The organism is Paenibacillus sp. JJ-100 (assembly GCF_948329825.1).
GTDB lineage: Bacteria > Bacillota > Bacilli > Paenibacillales > Paenibacillaceae > Paenibacillus.
The window spans coordinates 98,684-116,447 of record NZ_CAOJCM010000004.1 but is presented as its reverse complement, the minus strand read 5'-3'; the positions used below and the strand labels follow the sequence as shown (position 1 = coordinate 116,447).

The 17,764-nt window shown below is 47.2% G+C and carries 16 protein-coding genes; 6 read left to right on the top strand and 10 right to left on the bottom strand.

All coding sequences use genetic code 11. The features are described from left to right. The first annotated feature begins 181 nt into the window (after positions 1 to 181). On the top strand, positions 182 to 865 hold the full coding sequence (locus PQG66_RS16445; RefSeq protein ID WP_272038834.1) for a serine/threonine protein kinase: 684 nt from the start codon (positions 182 to 184) through the stop codon (positions 863 to 865). A gap of 72 nt (positions 866 to 937) precedes the next feature. Here PQG66_RS16445 and PQG66_RS16440 read toward each other — a convergent pair whose 3' ends face one another. Next, on the bottom strand, positions 938 to 1,846 hold the full coding sequence (locus PQG66_RS16440) for a helix-turn-helix transcriptional regulator (protein ID WP_272038833.1): 909 nt from the start codon (positions 1,844 to 1,846) through the stop codon (positions 938 to 940). A 130-nt stretch (positions 1,847 to 1,976) separates the two neighbouring features. Between PQG66_RS16440 and PQG66_RS16435 the strand changes: the two genes are divergently transcribed. Both PQG66_RS16435 and PQG66_RS16430 read left to right on the top strand, forming a co-directional pair. After that, a complete protein-coding gene (locus tag PQG66_RS16435; RefSeq protein WP_272038832.1) occupies positions 1,977 to 2,864 on the top strand; it encodes a sugar phosphate isomerase/epimerase family protein in 888 nt (295 codons plus the stop codon). 95 nt (positions 2,865 to 2,959) lie between these two features. Continuing rightward, entirely contained in the window at positions 2,960 to 4,015 is a 1,056-nt protein-coding gene (locus PQG66_RS16430) for a Gfo/Idh/MocA family protein (protein ID WP_272038831.1), read from the top strand. Positions 4,016 to 4,151: 136 nt separating this feature from the next. Here the strand turns inward: PQG66_RS16430 and PQG66_RS16425 are convergent, their stop codons facing one another. The 3 genes from PQG66_RS16425 to PQG66_RS16415 all read right to left on the bottom strand — a co-directional run bounded on the left by PQG66_RS16425 (position 4,152) and on the right by PQG66_RS16415 (position 6,981). Next, complete coding sequence (locus tag PQG66_RS16425; protein ID WP_272038830.1) at positions 4,152 to 5,738, bottom strand: hypothetical protein; 1,587 nt, start codon at positions 5,736 to 5,738, stop codon at positions 4,152 to 4,154. Next, entirely contained in the window at positions 5,728 to 6,297 is a 570-nt protein-coding gene (locus PQG66_RS16420) for an RNA polymerase sigma factor (RefSeq protein WP_272038829.1), read from the bottom strand. The genes PQG66_RS16425 and PQG66_RS16420 overlap by 11 nt, the downstream gene beginning before the upstream one ends. Positions 6,298 to 6,465: 168 nt before the next feature. Then, positions 6,466 to 6,981, bottom strand: a complete 516-nt coding sequence (locus PQG66_RS16415) for a mismatch-specific DNA-glycosylase (protein ID WP_272038828.1) — start codon at positions 6,979 to 6,981, stop codon at positions 6,466 to 6,468. Positions 6,982 to 7,100: 119 nt separating this feature from the next. Between PQG66_RS16415 and PQG66_RS16410 the strand changes: the two genes are divergently transcribed. Next, entirely contained in the window at positions 7,101 to 8,021 is a 921-nt protein-coding gene (locus tag PQG66_RS16410; protein WP_272039174.1) for an AEC family transporter, read from the top strand. Positions 8,022 to 8,345: 324 nt separating this feature from the next. Here the strand turns inward: PQG66_RS16410 and PQG66_RS16405 are convergent, their stop codons facing one another. The 5 genes from PQG66_RS16405 to PQG66_RS16385 form a co-directional block, all read right to left on the bottom strand. Continuing rightward, the gene (locus tag PQG66_RS16405; RefSeq protein WP_272038827.1) at positions 8,346 to 8,597 is read right to left on the bottom strand and encodes a hypothetical protein; all 252 of its coding nucleotides are present in this window, start codon (positions 8,595 to 8,597) and stop codon (positions 8,346 to 8,348) included. A 249-nt stretch (positions 8,598 to 8,846) separates the two neighbouring features. Next, positions 8,847 to 9,401, bottom strand: coding sequence for a hypothetical protein (locus tag PQG66_RS16400; RefSeq protein ID WP_272038826.1), 555 nt, complete (start codon positions 9,399 to 9,401; stop codon positions 8,847 to 8,849). 325 nt (positions 9,402 to 9,726) lie between these two features. Beyond that, on the bottom strand, positions 9,727 to 12,372 hold the full coding sequence (locus tag PQG66_RS16395; RefSeq protein WP_272039172.1) for a polynucleotide kinase-phosphatase: 2,646 nt from the start codon (positions 12,370 to 12,372) through the stop codon (positions 9,727 to 9,729). Between the two features lie 83 nt (positions 12,373 to 12,455). Continuing rightward, positions 12,456 to 13,943: a 3' terminal RNA ribose 2'-O-methyltransferase Hen1 gene (locus PQG66_RS16390; RefSeq protein WP_272038825.1), complete on the bottom strand. Its 1,488-nt coding sequence runs from the start codon at positions 13,941 to 13,943 to the stop codon at positions 12,456 to 12,458. A gap of 60 nt (positions 13,944 to 14,003) precedes the next feature. Next, entirely contained in the window at positions 14,004 to 14,807 is an 804-nt protein-coding gene (locus tag PQG66_RS16385; RefSeq protein WP_272038824.1) for a nucleotidyltransferase domain-containing protein, read from the bottom strand. 237 nt (positions 14,808 to 15,044) lie between these two features. Here PQG66_RS16385 and PQG66_RS16380 point away from each other — a divergent pair, with 237 nt between their 5' ends. Both PQG66_RS16380 and PQG66_RS16375 read left to right on the top strand, forming a co-directional pair. Continuing rightward, positions 15,045 to 16,400, top strand: a complete 1,356-nt coding sequence (locus PQG66_RS16380; protein ID WP_272038823.1) for a helix-turn-helix transcriptional regulator — start codon at positions 15,045 to 15,047, stop codon at positions 16,398 to 16,400. Next, a complete protein-coding gene (locus tag PQG66_RS16375; protein ID WP_272038822.1) occupies positions 16,366 to 17,190 on the top strand; it encodes a WYL domain-containing protein in 825 nt (274 codons plus the stop codon). Before PQG66_RS16380 ends, PQG66_RS16375 begins: the two co-directional genes overlap by 35 nt. A 61-nt stretch (positions 17,191 to 17,251) precedes the next feature. Here the strand turns inward: PQG66_RS16375 and PQG66_RS16370 are convergent, their stop codons facing one another. Then, positions 17,252 to 17,752 carry a hypothetical protein gene (locus PQG66_RS16370; RefSeq protein WP_272038821.1) on the bottom strand — a complete coding sequence of 167 codons (501 nt, stop codon included), beginning with the start codon at positions 17,750 to 17,752 and terminating at the stop codon, positions 17,252 to 17,254. Between the last annotated feature and the right edge of the window lie 12 nt (positions 17,753 to 17,764).

Sequence of the window (17,764 nt, the reverse complement as noted above, 5' to 3'; positions counted from 1 at the left end):
TATTATTGCTCACAGTATAAAGCCCCTGCCCTCATGTCGCAACCCGGCTTCCGTTATTTTCATATGATCGCAACCGTTTGAAACACGATACGTATCGTTTATATAGTTACATCTGCATTGCACGAAAAATAGTATACATTACCGAAAAATGTACAGGCATATCCAAAAGGAGGCGCCACCCATGAATCAGCCGGATTGGTTCCAGGCGGAAGAAGCATTACAACAAATCCAAGTCATTGGAAGCGATCGGAATGAGCTGGTGAATATCATCGGCGAGGTAGCAGGAGTGAACTGCATTGGTATCGGAACAGATGCGGCTGTCTTTACGTATGACGGTCTGCCGCAGTACGCCTTCAAAATGTACTCGGATCATGCATTGGATAAATTAAATAATGAAAAAGCGGTCTACACTCAGCTTAAAGGGCTGCCCTACTTCCCGACGTATTACGGCAGCGGCCGAAACATACTGGTCATCAGTTACGAACCTGGAGACACCTTGCTGGAATGTTTGGAAAAAGGAATCCCCGTCCCCGAGCAGGTCATGCTCGATGTAGACGCAGCGCGGGATGAAGTTCGTCGCCTTGGACTGAATCCACGCGACATTCACCTGAAGAATGTACTTCTCCAGAATGGACGGGGCAAAGTCCTCGACGTCTCGGAATACATTCAGGAGGGCAACGATCATCGCTGGGAACATCTCGTATGGGCTTATCACAATATCTATCCACGAATCAAAGGCACACCCGTCTCCTCCCGAATGCTGCAAACGATCAAATGGATGTATAATCAGCTCGATCAGGCCAATCTCAAAATGGAAGATCTCTCAAAGAAGGCTAATCGACTGTTCTCCCGATTTATGAAGTAATCAAGTGTATGGCTCACCCGGGTCCAGCACGGGTCCAGCACGGGCCCAGTCCAATCGGCAAGCCCCACACGGCTAGATTGGGGTACCCGTGCTCACCCCTGCACGAGCCTGTGAAGGGGTCATTCCCTTGTATTGTTTGAACAGTTTTGTAAAATAGTTCGCATTGTCACAGCCTACCTGAGCAGCGATCTCCGTGACCGTAAGGCCGCTGTCCTGAAGCAAACGCTCAGCTTCACTCATTCTGCACCTGTTCACGTATTCCACAAAGGTGCGGCCAGTCAGCTTTTTGAACATTTTGCAGAAATGGTACACATTCAGTCCTACTTGGCTTGCCGCTTCACTAACCGACAATCTCTCCTGAGGATTGCCTTCAATCTGTGCAATCAGTTGTTTGAACCGCTCCCGATTCGGAAAATAAACGCCGCTCGATCGATCTCGCAACGGATGCGGCGTAAATGTTCGAGCCAGTAGAGTAAACAACGCATGCAGCTTGGACTTGACCACAAGTTGATACGCAGGAGCCTGCAACGCCATCTCTTCCACCGCTTCATTTAACAAAGAAAAATAGCTGATACAATCCACATTCTCTACAGCTGGCTTCACAGGAAACCTCACACTGCCTTCCAGGTAGGGCGCAACATACTGCTCATGCACAGGGTCGCTAGCAAAATCCTGGAACAAGGCCCGGTTCACCACAACTGAATCATAATGCACATCCCCTTCCTCAAGGGAGTATCCAACATGCAGTGCACCACCAGGAATAATAATGACCTCTCCTGCCTCCGCCTCATAAGGCCGACTGTCGATATGGAACACCGCTCTTCCCTTACGCATGATGACCCATTCAAAGTGCTCATGCCAGTGCAGATATAAAATACATTCTTCCGTTTTCTTCGCAAAGCAACGATTTTGAAACAACTGAAACGGATGAGATTGATGATCCATTCGCGTATTTTCGTGAAGCGCTTTCAAGTCCAACACGGCTTTCTTCCCCCTCACCACAATATCCGACTAATAAAGCACAAAATTGTTTAGAGCCATCCCGTAGAAGCACCGTTATAATGAGTGTGTCACGAAGTACTATAAGCCAATATTGGAGTGAATTACAACCATGAATCCATCCATTCGTATCGGAACCCTTGTCGGCGGACACGATGCCGTCCGGGTCATTCCGCAGATATTGCAACACGGGTTTGAATCCTTTAATCTCACGTTCTGGCAAACGACGGGCAGCCTTGATCTGACGGAGACTGCCAAACGTGTTCGCGACATTGTTGACGAACACGGCATCATCATTTCGGCTGTAAGTGTATTCGGTAATCCGCTTACCGGAACGGGGGATAACGCGGACACCTTGGCAAGTTGGGAGCGTGTCATTGATCATGCACAGCTGTTTGGAGCCGATATCGTCTCGGGTTTTACTGGACGATTGACCAACCAGCCGATCGATGAATCTATTCCACGATTCAAGGAAGTATTCGGTGAACTCGCAAGGCGGGCGGCAGACCGAGGTGTACGCATTGCTTTTGAAAACTGTGATATGGGTGGGACGTGGCAGACCGGCGACTGGAATATTGCGCATAACCCGACTGCCTGGGAGATGATGTTCAATGCTGTACCTGATGAGAATGTCGGTCTAGAGTGGGAGCCATGCCACCAGATGGTTAGCTTGATTGATCCGATTCCTCAGCTGCGCAGATGGGCTCCGAAAGTGTTCCACGTTCATGGCAAAGATGCCACAATCGCATGGGATATTGTCAAAGAACATGGCGTGCATGGTCCGAAGGAGTTTGTCTGGCATCGCACACCCGGCTTCGGCGACAGTAACTGGGCAGATATCATTACTATTTTGCGTCAGAACGGCTATCAAGGCACCATCGACATTGAAGGCTGGCATGATCCGGTATATCGAGATGAACTTGAAATGACCGGGCAAGTCCATGCCTTGAACTATCTAAAACATTGCCGTGGCGGTAGCTTTGTACCTAATCCGGTGTAACGACTTGAAGACTCACCTACTCACGTGTCCTAAAATATAAAAACAGACTAACGATCCCATGGATCATTACCATCTATGCGAGGGGGTTGAATGATATGAATGACACGTATCGGGTTATTATCGCAGGTTGTGGAGCCATGGCGAACACTTGGGCTGACTATGCGAGGCAGAGACCAGATACCAAGATTGTGGGACTCGTGGACCTCTATGAGGACACAGCGACGGCCTTCGCCAAGCGACACAACCTGACCTGTCCTACATTTCCCAACATTCGTGATGCCCTTGCATCTGTGGATGCCAACATTGTATTTGATGTGACCATCCCGTCAAGTCACTATGAGATTGCGATGACCGCACTACAGGCAGGATGTCACGTCTTTGGAGAAAAACCTTTGGCAGAATCCTTCTCAGACTGCACGGACATTGTGCAAACGGCTCGTAATTCAGGACGTATTCAGGCGGTCATGCAGAACCGCAGGTTTGATCCAAGGATTCGTGCCTATCGACAGCTCATTTCCAGTGGAACCATTGGACAGCCGGGATATGCAGGGGCAGACTTCTTCCTTGGACCACATTTTGGCGGGTTCCGTGACCTCATGGATAGTCCGCTTTTGCTAGATATGGCGATCCATACCTTTGATCAGGCACGTTATATCCTTGGAGCTAATCCGGTGTCGGTCTACTGCCATGAATTCAATCCTCCAGGGTCGTGGTACAAAGGGAATGCGATGGCAATATGCATCTTCGAAATGTCTGACGGATCTGTCTTCGACTATCGTGGTTCCTGGTGTGCGGAGGGTGTACCTACTTCTTGGGAAGCAAGCTGGCGCGTGACTGGTGAAAAAGGAACGGCCATCTGGGATGGTCATGACAACATCTATGCTGAAGTGGTTCATACACTTTCGCTGGAGTCAGATGGCAGCCCTTCCTTTCTCCAGAGAGGTCAACGAGTCGATGCCGAATTAACCATGATGGACAAAACCGGACATCACGGCTGTCTTGAAGAAATGTTCAATGCCCTTGAAGAAGGACGACTGCCAGAAACAGATTGCAGTGACAATCAGTTCAGCATGGCTATGGTTCTCGCCTCCCTCGAAAGCGCACGTACCGGACAAAAAGTACGGATTACCGACTGGTTAAAAACACCCTAATCTCACTGTGACATCAGCACGATCATTCTTGCACCCAGCAAGTCTATCTCATAAATTAGCACAACCATGTAATCACTAAAAAAGACTTGAGACACTCATAAAAATGAGTATCCCAAGTCTTTTTTTATGACAGCTATTATTGACCAGCTTTTTCCCACGGAAGGGATGTATAGGAAGGCAGGTCCACAGACCAGTCCACATCGGTAACCACTTTGTTGACTACCTTCCGCTTTATAGTAATCTCTTTGGCATCGATCGGGTAACCCTTAACGAGCATCTTCATTCCCGTTAGTTCATAAAGGTTAGCGTCACCTTCATACGTTCCTACACCACCATTAAAATCAACTTTGTATTCTTTTCCCGTATGGTCCAAAGCGACCCAATCATCAGGAGAACCAAGGTTGTTTATCATTATTCCTTCCATATCCATCCTTAGTACATCCTCCTTGGTCTCTTCATCTTTTTCATACGTATACTTGGTAAAGCTGATCTCATCTCCGTTATCCTTTAACTCCGCTTTGTTTGTTTTCCCTCCCTGTTCAAGTTGAACCTTGACCTCTGCTTCTTCCTTTACTGGAACACTGTAACCATCCAGGACAAACTTTAACTTTTTCTTGTCCGGCGGCAGGGTTTCGAAATAAGGTGTATTTGAAAACCAAAGCGAGTGCTGTTCGCTGTTATACTTTATTCCCTCAACCTTTCTCGCACTATAATTGATTCGATCTCCAACATGTCCAATGGAGCCATCTGTACCTTCTGCCTCGAAGTGATACCACAGTGAGATGTTCCACCACCATTCCGGCTGAAGCTTCGATATCATCTCAGTGTTAGGTGTAATTTCCATATCTAGCCGAATGCCGTTTACGGTACGAATGAACCTGTTCAGATCCAGCTCGAGTCCATCCTTCGTTGTATATTTTGCATCCTGGATCGTTTCATAGATTGCGAGTTCCTTACCTCTACGTGTGTCAACCTTGAATTCAAAATTCCAATCCACATCCACTTTTTCCCGACTATAGTCTTCTGTACTAATCTCGATCTGACTAGTATCACTTTTCACGACAACTGTATCTGGAATGTCACCATCAAAAAGGAATACATAATGCGATAGGCCAGACTGGTCCATTACAGTCCTGCCTTCCTTGGCGATCTTATTCCCCTGAAGATCTGTTACCTTGATACTCCCTTCATCCAATGTAGCATCTAATGGAGACTGTAGAAGCTTCCCGTCAGGTCCCTTTTCAACGACAGCAATCATCAGCGTTGAACCGTCAAACCGTACTTGCTTTACTTCGAAGCTGTAGCCTTTGTCTTCGACCTTGAGCTTCGGGTATTGAATCAATCCGAGTGGTTTGGAACGCAAGTAGTCGTCATACCATGTCCACTCAGACATTACCTTCTCATTCTTGAACATCTCGTCCTCCTGTTCCCATAGCGGAGAGACGATACTCATAACCTGACGTTTGAGCTCCGGCTGACTCCAGATCGTGAGAGAACCCCCAAGTACAATGCAAGCCGCAGCTACCGAGATGATTCGGCGTCTTTTCCGCTGTCTCATTCTTTTTCTATGTTTATGCTCCATGTTAACAGCCGCTTGTTCTCCATGCTCCATCTCCACATGTTCAATCTCCTTCATCACGTTTTCCGTAAAATTAAAATCAGGCGTTTCTTGAAACAACTTTTTCTCCCACTGCATGTCCTGTTCCGTCGGTTTAGATTTCATAAGACCACTCCCCTCGCGCCTGCTTCAACTGCTTCTGAAGGCTTTTTTTACCGCGATACAATGCATTTCGAATCTGGGCAGCACTCATACCAGTAACCTCACCAATTTCTTCATAACTCAGTTCATTTGTATATTTGAGAAGCAGCACCAGTCTGTAGGATTCTGGCAACTGCTCTAAGTGACGGTAGATTTCACGTTTCATTTCTTTCTGTAATATTTGCTTCTCCGGCGTCAACTCTTCGATTCCCTGCGTATAAGACTCTTCGTTCACACGGGTCGTTGTTGATTTAACCCGCCGCATATGATCCCTCATCACATTCACCGCTATGGTATACACCCAAGCCGAAAAACTGCTGCCTTCCCTTCTCGTTGGCAGATATCGATAGATGCGGATAAACGTATCCTGCGCAAGATCCTGTGCATCCGGGTGACTAGCGCCCATTCCGCGCATAATGCCGTAGATTTTATTTTTATATCGATCCACGAATACACTGAATAGCTGCTTGTCCCCTTCTATAATGCGCTGAATCAGTTCCTCCTCCGGTACCTGTTGTGTCATGTAGTCCTCCTTCTCTACAGCTTCCATGCATGGTTCTGTACTATATAGACGGGAGCCGCTCTCATAACTTCTCACTTTATTCCAAAAAAAAAGAATCCATCCTCCCCAGCAATTGCCGAGTCGGATGAACTCACACATGGAGTGATATGTTGAATTACGATGATTCTCTTATTCTCCACCGTTCTTCTCCGCAACAAACTCTGCCAGCTGAGTATAGATGGCCACAATCTCATCCATCGACATACGCACCAGTCCACTAGACGAAGGCGCAACAAACTCCTGAATCTCCTTGACGATTGGATCGTCCTGGAATCCCCACTCCACCTTAGAACGTTGACTGTATTGGGTGTACACGCCTTTACCAACGAAACAGGCAATGTCCGGTCGGTACTTCTCCAGTTTTTGGCGTAAAATCTTGCGTCCTTCTGCGTACTCTTCCTTGGTAATATCCTCCATACCTTTGGTTGGACGCGCAACGATATTGGTGAACCCATACCCCAGCTTCAACAATTCCCCATCCTCCGTTGTATCATATAGACGCGGGGTCAGCCCGGAACGCTCCAGAATGCGCCAGAAACGGTTGCCTTTATACGCATAATGATGACCTGTCTCTCCTGAGGTAATGCTCGGATTGAACCCGATAAACAAAATCGATAAGCCCATATCTAGATGATCTGGAATCATGATATAACACCTCCTGAACTTTTTGGATGCAATGCCCTTACAGCTAGGGATAAATGATATAATAATCAAAGTGTTTTTCGTAAATATCTGAAATTTTCATGAAAAAGGAAGCTGAGCCAATGATTGCAGACATCATGTTAGAAGTCGTCCTGCCCGTATTTCTCCTGATCGCTGTCGGATCCTGGATGCAAAAGGTGTTCAAGCTGGACTTGTACACCCTCGCGAAAATCAATTTCTATTGTATTACCCCCGCAGCTGTCTTTATGAGCATGTACCATTCGGATATGTCAGGTGAATTACTCGGTACGGTTACCCTGTTTTATGCGATCTATGTTTTTATTCTCTATATCATCGGTTCCATTGTGGCACGTACATTTCGAATGAACAAAAGTATGAAGGCCGCTTTTAATAACAGTATCATGCTCGACAATGCAGGCAACTACGGTCTGCCGATTAATGCACTGGTATTCCGCGGTGATCCACTCGCCTCTTCTATTCAGGCGCTCGTTATGTCCTTGCAATCTCTACTCACCTTCACCTATGGTGTATTATCGATTCAAGGGGCGAAGCTCAAAGGAAACTACCGTGCGGTCATTATTGGATTTCTAAAAATGCCTGTACCTTATGCGCTATTGCTCGGGTTATTGTTCCATATGTGGAAAGTGCCATTGCCTACCTTTTTATCCATGCCGCTAACCTATGCGCAACAAAGTATGGTCGCTGTAGCCTTGTTGACCCTAGGAGCCCAGATTGTAAAATATCCGATCCGTCTGTACCGTCTTGATGTGTATATTAGCACATTTATCCGTCTACTGATTGGGCCGGCGATCGGAATTTCTGTTGTGCTGTTATTAGGGTTACAAGGTATTGCAGCTCAGGCACTTATTATCGCTTCCGGAATGCCTGCTGGGGTGAATGCTTCGATTCTGGCAGAAGAGTATGACAACGAACCCGATTTTGCAGCCCAAACGGTGCTCATCTCTACGTTGCTCAATATCATTACCATTACAGCCCTGATCTCGTATGCAAAAACATTTTGATATTGAACGGGTCGTATACCCCTGCTTACAAACTAATATAAGCCCACATCCCTAATCAGGTGAATTGTGGGCTTTTCTTATTCCTATTCAATCGTCGGGACAGCGCCATAAAATCTATACGTACAGTCTACTGAAAAACCAGGAAAACGACATTCTTAAGATATTCCGTAAAACCTGGAGTCAACGTAAGTCACCTTCCAAAAAGCAAATAAAATAACACAGGAAATGTTTCTACCAAGGTATAAATAAAACCCAAGTCAAAGTGCTCATATGAAGAGCACTTGAACTTGGGTTTGTATCTGTTCCTATTTAGTTACCCTTTTATCACGATTCAAATGATGTCCGCTCTGGGAACTTACCGCCTTCTCTAAACAGACATCGCACCAATCGCTGAGCGGCTCGATTGAAGTAAAAACTTGGATTCATGCCGTCCACCTGAACAGGCTCGAGTTCCTTCACACTTTCCTTAATTTTGTTCATCTCGATGAGTCCCATCTTCCGCTCATTCGGTCCGAATCGATAAATAACCTTTTCATCGTCTTCAGTCTGTTTCACGAGTATAATCATTGACGCCATACAGGTTACCTCCTATCCTTACGTAGTGAGATTCCAATGCTTCTTCTTATAATTATTACCTAGAATGTACAGATTGGATATAGGCCTATGGTTCATTCGTATGATTCCAAAACCCCATCTTCACGATATGAAAATGAGGTTCTTTAGGCCTCCATCCTCATATCTAACAAACACTATCTGGTTTATATTCAATTCGAGTTTATAAGATTAATTTCAACAAAAATGTATATTTTACGTTGATATATGAAGTTATTTGTATTTATTTGTCACATATTGTCCTGGGTCAACCAGCCAAGCATATCGTTCCTTATGCATATATACCTCCCGTGCATTCACAATGGACGGAATCACATCCTCCCCTTTATAAAATACTCGTCCCCCAACTTTCTGAATCGGCACATGATAGGTGATGCGCAAGGCTCTCAGTAGCACTGGCTCCAGTAACATGGCGTAATAACGGATCTGTTTCATTTCTGCGTAGTGCACTATGGCAGATAACAGCTCGGCAATATATTGCCCGCGGAAGGTAGACAAAATAGCTAATTTATCGATCTCCGCAATGTTCCCCATCTCTTCCTGAATCAGGGGATGCTCCAGAAATGGCCCGACTTCGTTAATGGAACTTTCCCTGGCGTAAGGTTTGATCTCAATTGAACCTACATAATATCCTTCCCCCGTAACCACCACATATCGTTCGAGAAAATCCTCAGAAAACTCAAACTCAAACCCTTTTTCATTCCAGACGGTTGTCCACACCCCATTGAACATCGCAAATTCCAATTCATTCTCTACACGTTTAAACATATTCTTCGCTTCCTTTCTGAGTCAGTATGATGAAAAACTCACCATTACTATCGGTGCATATATTGTTGCTATTTATAAAAGAAACACCATCACCAAACTTCTTCAAACAAAGAAATAAAGCGAAGAATAAACCGTTTATACCGTAAAAAGTGAACAACAAAAAAGGAACATAACATGAATGAATAATCATCCAGTTACATTCCTTCTTAGATCCTTTTTCAGATCATTTATCAGATCTTTCTCAGGTTAATTTCATACTCAAGTACTCACAGAAAAGTGGGCACTTCCACTCATCTAACGTTCACTCCGTGTCTATATGAAAAGCCTATAAACGCGGATCTACTCGTTCCGATTCAAGAGATAAGGCAGCGAGCACACATTCATGAATTCGCTCTATGGATTCGCCGCGCACAAAACGTTCGACCCCTTCCATGCCCAAAGCACTTTCCAGTAGCGCATGCCGTTCCTTTTTGGACGTCTTGCGTTTGCGAAGACGAGCAACATGCTCAGGAGCCAGATAATCCATGCCGTAGATGATATGCAAATATGCACGCCCTCTAACTTTCAGTGCAGGCTGAATCATCTTGTTCCCGTTCCAACTGCGGAATGTCTCGGGTTTGATTACGATCCCCTCATGACCTTCCGCTGTAATCTCCTCCCACCAGCGAATGATGTCTTCCTCATCTGTCTCATCTGCAATAACACGGTATTCCGTCTCCATCATGAGCCCCGAGATCTGAGCCAGCTCCCGGCTCTTCTCCATATGCCACTCATGGGTCTGCTCCCAGAACGTTCCCGTGCTATGAGCGAGAATATGAAACGGTGCAATACGGATGTCACCGATGTCCTTGACATCCCAGCAGTAGTATTGGAACACATCCCGGAAAGTCCGGGCATTCGCCAGCTTAACCTCCGTTTCCTGTAACCAATCGGCGACATCACGGCCTGCTTTCGCAGCCTCACGGATTTTGTCTACCCCAACGCTGCGATCCAACAATGCTGCTTCAGCAACATGAGCGTATTGTGAAGCGATCAGCTCCTGTGCTTTCAGATTCCAAGGTACAATCTCTGCATCCAACAAAACAAATTCGGTCTGATACCGTTCGAAATATCCCTCCACAGTCAAGTCCGCGTGTAATCTGGAGAGTATCTCCTGCTCTGTCGTTGGATCAAAAAAGGATCGTCCTGTGCGTGTTACGATCCGGCCCAGTATCGGTCTTCCTACACGCTGGGAGGCAGCCTGTTCATCACGGAACAGGATTAGAATAGCCCGACTCCCCATATGTTTCTTCTCCGCAACCATACGAGTTACTCCCTGTGAACGATAGTAACGGAACGCATCCCTCGGATGCTCCGTAAACCCTTCCACAGAACATTCACCCGGCGGTGGACTCATGGTTGGCGGGATATAGACCAGTTCCTCAAGTGGTACCGTAAAATGTGAGAAAGTATCCAGCGCCGTCTGTGCCAATTCTCCCTGCACAGTGACATTCAACCTTGACCCTGTCTGCACCGTAAAACCGTTCTTGAACTTGCGTATGTTCGGCGGTGCAAAGCGCTGTTGTTCCCAACGTTTCAACGGACTATCCGGGTCCTGGGCATAGTCTTGCTTCGCCGGTACACTAACGATCTCCCGTTCCGGCATTCTCCATGCCGTGAGCATGCCCCCAAATACAACGCCCTGATCAATATTGACGGTGTCATTCACCATGGTAGGGTACGGTCTTGGATCATGTCCCCAGACAACGCATTCACCAGATGTATGGTCTACGTACCAATCCTTGCGCACTGGCCTTCCTCTCTCATCTGTTCCATCCACATCCCCATACCGGCAGTAATCCTGAATGCGCTTGGACTGCTTACCGATAAAATGATCTCGTATCCCCGCATGGGCAACAACGACCTGCCGTACACCGTTTTGGGTGAACACCAGATGTGACGGTGCTCCAAGCAGAAAATCTCGCAGTTCTGCCTGAACTTGCTGTGCCCGATCCGCGCCTTGGACTTGTTCCAGTTGCATCAGCTCGGCTTCTACAAGCTCATCCCCATGATTCAATGTAACGTCACGTCCGTCCAGATAACGCGCTATTTTCCATCCGTGGTTACTGTCGACCATATAAGCAAGACCAGCTTCACAATGCCGCTGCCAGAAAAGCAAACATTTTAACGATTCCGGCCCACGGCTGCTTACATCCCCGACAGAAACGAGCTTTCGCCCTTCGGGATGGCGCATCATGCCATCGCCTCGTTCATCCACGTACCCTAGACGATAAATGAGCTCCATCATTTCATCGTAACAGCCGTGGATATCGCCAATGATATCAATCCCCGTGCCCATGTCTAACATCAGCGGATTCGTTGTACGTACAAAGGTCACAGGGTAAGGGTGTTTCAGCACATAGCTCGCATCAAATCCTTCATCACGGATGGAGCGCAAGGTACGTTTGAATTGCTGTGCTTGCTGTTTTACCCGCTGACGTCCACGCGGATGTTTGCGCCGTTCATCACGCTCAAGCAATACATGCTCCGGTACATCCAGAACGCTCGCGATGATAGGCACATGGGCTTTACGCGCCAGCTCAATCAACCGTTCGCGATCCTCGGGATACAGATGAGTCGCATCCACCCAGGTCAGCTTGTTCAGACGACAACGGGTTGCGAGCATTGCTTCCATCGCTTCAAATGCTTTGGCTGATACCTGCTGATATTCAGCGTACAACACATCTGCTTCACTGCGAGGTCGATGCCTCCATTCCACATACTCTTCGTCACCAACCAGCATACGAAACTGATCAGACGAAACCACCTCGGTAGCACGAATAACATCCTCAGCTACAAGCTCGGCCAGCAATGTGCTTTTACCACTATTCGATGGGCCAATCAGTACAACGATTCCTGCATGCGGCAACGGAATCTCTCGCTGTCTACCCGGCTGTCTGTCGTGTTCTTCATGAAGCTGCCTGTCCTGCATATAGTCCTTATAACCTGGCTTTCCCGGACCCGATTCAGTGTGTGAATGACTGTGATCCCCCGTATTTGTCTGTTTATCTCTTCTCATCCCTGCTCCTCCTTTCTCCGTGTGAACATGGCCAGTTGTGTTGGCTGTCCGAAGCCTTCTTTGTCCATACCAATTCCGCTGATCTCATAGGTATAATTACTTTTTTCCGCCCAATGTGCACAACGACTGTTAAATTCCTCCCGTGTCCATTCAAAACGATGATCATGGTGACGTAGCTGCTCTTGCTCCATCGCATACACTTCGTTATATTCCTTGTTTGGTGTTGTCATCAGTAACACTTTCGGCTGATACTCCTTCAGAATGGTATCCAGAATGCCATCCAAACGATATTCCTCAATGTGTTCAATCACTTCACACAAGATCATGACATCCTGATGCTGCATCTGCTCATCAAAATAAAACAATGAACCTAGCATCGGCTCGGGTATAACTTTAACTCCAGGCCGATCCTGCATTTTGGCGAATCGTTCCATCGCCCGCAGACGTGATTGACCCGAAGGCTCAACAGCAAGGATGGATTCCACGCCAGAGATATAAGCGAGGCGAGCAGACAACTTGCCTTCCCCTGCACCCATATCCACAATACGCCGTTTATCCGACAACGAAGCCACGATATCTGTGATAGCTCGATAGCGTAAATCATTCAGGCGTACAGGTGTTTCGGACGAGTCTACAGCTGCATCTGCACTTATATCCTTATCCTCATGCACAGGTAATGCTGACTCAGGTTCCGCTTTTACCTGCTGGTAACCGGTCGCTCCCTCTCCCTGCTCAGATCTCAGTGTTCCAGCAGTTAATGCTCCATACTGACGTTCATACGTCCGAATCAATTCAGCAAAACGAAGAGTACGCCTAACGATAAGCTCCTTAAGCGGATGTGTGTCTAGCCACCCCTCGCCATATCGGTTGATTTTATCCATCTCATCCTCACTGATAAAATAATGCTTATAGTTATCCAGCACCGGAATCAGCAGAAACAATTGGCGTAAAGATTGCTGTATCGTTTGCTTACCACGTATCGTAATGTGACGAACTGTGCTTCTATTTTTCAGGTCAAAAGAGTAGGCTGACTCTCCCCGTTCTATAGTTACTTCATATCCCAGAGGGGAGAATAGCTCCTCCACCACACGGTCAGGCAGATCGGAAGCCACCGGGCCAAACTTCAGCTCCAATTCGAAGGCATGGTCCACCCACTGAACGTAGTCTTCCTTCGGTTTGCCATTCAGTGCCGTGCCCAGTGCACCACGTATGTAGGAGCAGAATAGACTGCTGGTCACGAACTCCCTGTCATTGATGTATTGCGTAATATCGTATCCATCCGGTGTACCTCTGACCAGTTGAACTGGATCGGGCTCGGCATGAATGAACACTTCTACCTCTGTCTCCTGCTCCAAGGTTGTCGTATAGACCATCCGGACACGTACACCTTTATCCGTTCGGTCATACACGTTGTTCGGATTTTTGGCGAGCAGATGAGACACGACCCCTGCATTCGCTCCACTAGCTTTTAAGATCAGATGCATATCTTCTCCTCCTCTCGTTCTCTCGTTGATTTATAAACCAGTTATACACTTGAAATCACTCTACTTTGTTGATGCCCAAACTTCCTGTACAGCTGATCGAAATATCCGGTTTAATGTCTCAGTCTCCACAGTTACTTGTCCCTCAATCCCGGCAGCTATCTGCTCCACATGTGCAATTTGATCAACAATATATGATTGAATGGCAGGAAGCTGCGGCTCCATATCCATTTCGTCTCCAGCTTTTTTTCGGCGTAGCAGTTCCTGAATCTCGGTATACAGGGAAGTGTCCGCTGGAACCAAGGCATCAACAAGCTCCTCAAACGCCATCGGCGGCATACTTTCATTATGTTCAATCCAGCCGCAGGCCAGCAGCGGTCGCAGTACGTAGAAGTATTTCTTGATCTTCACCTGTTCGCCTTGCAAGTAATCACGGAAGTTGCCCTTAGCCATGTTCAGGTAGTGATACATACATGATTTTGGTGAAAACGTCAGCGGTGACAGACTACGGATCTGCTCAGCGACGCTATATTGCTCCTCATACTGGATTGGGGACTGCAGCCACTCCAGCAATGGCGGGTTGGACTTGCGGAACAGTTTCAGTGCTTTGCGTATATCCCATCCGTTTATATCCAACTGGTCGCTGATCGGACGTTCAATCACATCTCGCTGATCATCGATCGACAAATACCACTCCAAAGGTCTGACATAAATAAAACGCACATCATAGTCACTGTCCTGAGAAGGAAAGCCCCAAGCCCGGCTGCCTGACTCACAGGCATAGATAATGCGAACATGCTCCTCCTGCTCGATCTGAGCGAGCTGTCTTACGATATGGTCTCTCATCGTTTGATCCACTCCGGTCATACTTGATCTCCTCCATCTCGGTACCGTCTACAAAGCTACGGTAAAATGTTTTATTCTCATATGTTCAATCTTCTCCTTGTAGTATGCTAGATATCCTGCACTCCGAACATGGTGAAAGTATGACGACTTTAGTGGGACTTTGGAGCGAATCTGCGCGAATAAAAGCAACTTTGCAATGAAAACAGACGTTGATCTTGATACAATAAAGAGATCACAATCCATACGGGAGTGAGACACATGGCCAAAGAAAGCTTTGACAAAGAGATTCAGTTCCTGCGGATGCTGTCTCTGACCAGCGGTGCATATAACCGTCAGCAATACGCCAAACGACTTGGCATATCTGTACATACCTTTGATAAGACTCAGCGCAAGCTGCGAGATATTCACCTTAGCTTGACCAATCAAGACCATGACAGTGACTCTGGCCGGGAGATGGCAGATCTTGTTCGTTTTCAGTACGGCGAGTCCGCCGAGCCCCTGCTGCTCTTCCTTTTTCGCGCCAAATCGATGAAAGAATCAGAAGTTGAGCGCTTGTCCGTCATTTTGCACACACTTCAAGATTCCGCACGAACCGCGATGGAATTGCTGGATGCGTGCTGCGCCGACCTGCCGGAGGATTGGGCACTGCCTGATGAAAAAACGATACGGACGGATCTCAAGTACCTGGAGGAAGTGGGTGTCATTCGCAGAGAACCGGGCGGGCGCCCCTATCGGTATGCCTTACAACAGGATGTACTGACGGAACTTACGCCAGAGGAGCAGCTGGAGCTGTACGACTTTGTCGATATCATGGCGAACACGCAGATTCCATCGGTGCAGGGGTATCTCCTCCGGGATAGTCTGAAAAAAGTGATTACGGCAAATTATCCGCAAGAAGAAGCGACAGAGCCATATATTTATAAATACCATTATGTTTCGCGCATTCTGGACGAAGCTCATCTCTTTCCCTTACTCGGTGCCATACGCCAGCGTAAACGCGTGCAGTTTCAGTATTTTTCGCCGAAAAAACCTTCCACCTACAGCTCGCAAAACACCAATCCCAAGTTTGAACGGGAAGGTAGTGGAAGTTCCATCCGGATCACCCCGATTGAAGTCGTCTATGATCATCAGTATGGGCGTTGGTATGTCATCGGATATCAGAGCCGGCGAAGATATGTAAAGTTTCGGATGGAGGGCATCACTCAGCTGGAGGAGCTCCATCCCATTGAAGAAGAGCATATGTCCGCATTGAAAAAAGAGTGGGCAGAGATAAGCCGATACAGCTGGCTAGTCGACACAGGAAGCACCGTGACGGTGCAAGCACGCTTTTTCCACCCGGGAGAGGGACAGCGTAACTTTATTCTGGATCGTGTCCGCTTGCAAGGACAATGGGGAACCATTACGCCAGAAACGGATCATAGCTTTCGATATGAAATCCGGGTGAATGGCACAACAGAGATTAAACCTTGGCTGCGCAGCTTTGGCTCCAGTTGTGAGATTCTGGCTCCGCCTAGGCTGCGCCAGGAGATGATTGAGGAATGGAAGGAGATTGCCGCGTACTATGAACCTGTTCGAGAAGATGTTCAACTATCAGATTATGACGAGGCTGAATGAGACGGGAGTGTTCACGTGGACTTCACAGGAACGAGCCTGGTTGCGAATGATGATGGAACATCCAGCTGCACAAGAGGCGTTAAGTCCAGAAACATGGGCAAAACTGAACCATATGCTGGACGGTGAGCAACACCTGAATCTTCAGGATTATTTGACCGAAAAAGCCAAAAGTGAAGAACGCAGTGTTTCGCATCCGCTGCTCAGACCGTTAAGGCAGATCATATTGCAAGGTCAAGGGTTTCAGATGACAGGACGAATCCGCAGCGGGCGCACAAGTCAGGAGCAGTTCGGTTTCCCTTATAAACTTGAATATTCCATGGTTAAAAAGGAATGGTATGTCCTCTGGTATGCTCCACATTTCGGGAGATTAATGTCCACCAAACTGCATAGCATCACCAAGCTGGAGGCCCGGTCCATCAAACCAGAAGCAGCATCCCGATATAAAGCAAGCATCGCTCTCCTAACCGAGAAACGTAAAACGACGCTTACCATCGAGGTGCTGCCTGAGTTTAATACGGAGTTATCTCGCATTCTGTATGCTTTCTCCAGTTTTGAGAGACAGGTCGAGTATAACGAAACTCAACAGATCTATCGGATTCTGCTGAAAGTTTCGCGAAATGAGATCGATTATGTGTTGTCCAAAATGCGTTTTCTCGGCAAACGTGTTCGAATCATTAACGATACCGCCTTGCAGGAACGAATGTCCGAGACTGCGGCCAAAGTTTTGGCCCGTTATGAACAGTCCGAGTCTGCGCAGGTGGAACATGAAACTACAGCACAAGCTGATTAGATTAACATCCTCAATCGAATACTCCATCGAATAAGGGACGGAATGCTGCAAAAAACTCGATTTACGTAGCACTGCTACTGTTTGCTGCATTTCGTCTTTTGTTAATGGCGTGTACTCCCATCACCACAGCAACCAATTCATAGGTGTTCAAATATTCCGATTGGTTATCCAGTACAAATGCCCCTGAACTAAACCAGCCACTTGTACGGCGGAAACTTGCGACGATCCGGCCAGCTCCGTCGGTCACATCATATTCCTGCGAAAAGGCCGGAGCAGATACATCATATAGACCGCGTGAACCGGCATCGTATTCATATTTTTTGCTGAAAAAGCTGAACCTTCCTCTCAACACTCCCAGATGTGTACCGTCCGCTGCTGTCACGTCCCAGCGACTCGTTAACATGCGAAATTTGCCACTGCACACCAGACCGTATTCGTCTGATACCTCAAGTGATGATCCAAACATACTTTTTAGATCCAGGAATCCTGCTCGTTCCTGATTGGCATTCATAATTTCCGTTGATCCCGCATTAAAGAAATTATCTCTGAAATATAATTGCATATCCCTTTCTCC

Coding starts and splice junctions, on each gene's coding strand:
- PQG66_RS16445 (WP_272038834.1), top strand. CDS start 182: ATGAATCAGCCGGATTGGTTCCAGGCGGAAGAAGCATTACAACAAATC.
- PQG66_RS16435 (WP_272038832.1), top strand. CDS start 1,977: ATGAATCCATCCATTCGTATCGGAACCCTTGTCGGCGGACACGATGCC.
- PQG66_RS16430 (WP_272038831.1), top strand. CDS start 2,960: ATGAATGACACGTATCGGGTTATTATCGCAGGTTGTGGAGCCATGGCG.
- PQG66_RS16425 (WP_272038830.1), bottom strand. CDS start 5,738: ATGAAATCTAAACCGACGGAACAGGACATGCAGTGGGAGAAAAAGTTG.
- PQG66_RS16420 (WP_272038829.1), bottom strand. CDS start 6,297: ATGACACAACAGGTACCGGAGGAGGAACTGATTCAGCGCATTATAGAA.
- PQG66_RS16415 (WP_272038828.1), bottom strand. CDS start 6,981: ATGATTCCAGATCATCTAGATATGGGCTTATCGATTTTGTTTATCGGG.
- PQG66_RS16410 (WP_272039174.1), top strand. CDS start 7,101: ATGATTGCAGACATCATGTTAGAAGTCGTCCTGCCCGTATTTCTCCTG.
- PQG66_RS16405 (WP_272038827.1), bottom strand. CDS start 8,597: ATGGCGTCAATGATTATACTCGTGAAACAGACTGAAGACGATGAAAAG.
- PQG66_RS16400 (WP_272038826.1), bottom strand. CDS start 9,401: ATGTTTAAACGTGTAGAGAATGAATTGGAATTTGCGATGTTCAATGGG.
- PQG66_RS16395 (WP_272039172.1), bottom strand. CDS start 12,372: ATGCAGGACAGGCAGCTTCATGAAGAACACGACAGACAGCCGGGTAGA.
- PQG66_RS16390 (WP_272038825.1), bottom strand. CDS start 13,943: ATGCATCTGATCTTAAAAGCTAGTGGAGCGAATGCAGGGGTCGTGTCT.
- PQG66_RS16385 (WP_272038824.1), bottom strand. CDS start 14,807: ATGACCGGAGTGGATCAAACGATGAGAGACCATATCGTAAGACAGCTC.
- PQG66_RS16380 (WP_272038823.1), top strand. CDS start 15,045: ATGGCCAAAGAAAGCTTTGACAAAGAGATTCAGTTCCTGCGGATGCTG.
- PQG66_RS16375 (WP_272038822.1), top strand. CDS start 16,366: ATGTTCAACTATCAGATTATGACGAGGCTGAATGAGACGGGAGTGTTC.
- PQG66_RS16370 (WP_272038821.1), bottom strand. CDS start 17,752: ATGCAATTATATTTCAGAGATAATTTCTTTAATGCGGGATCAACGGAA.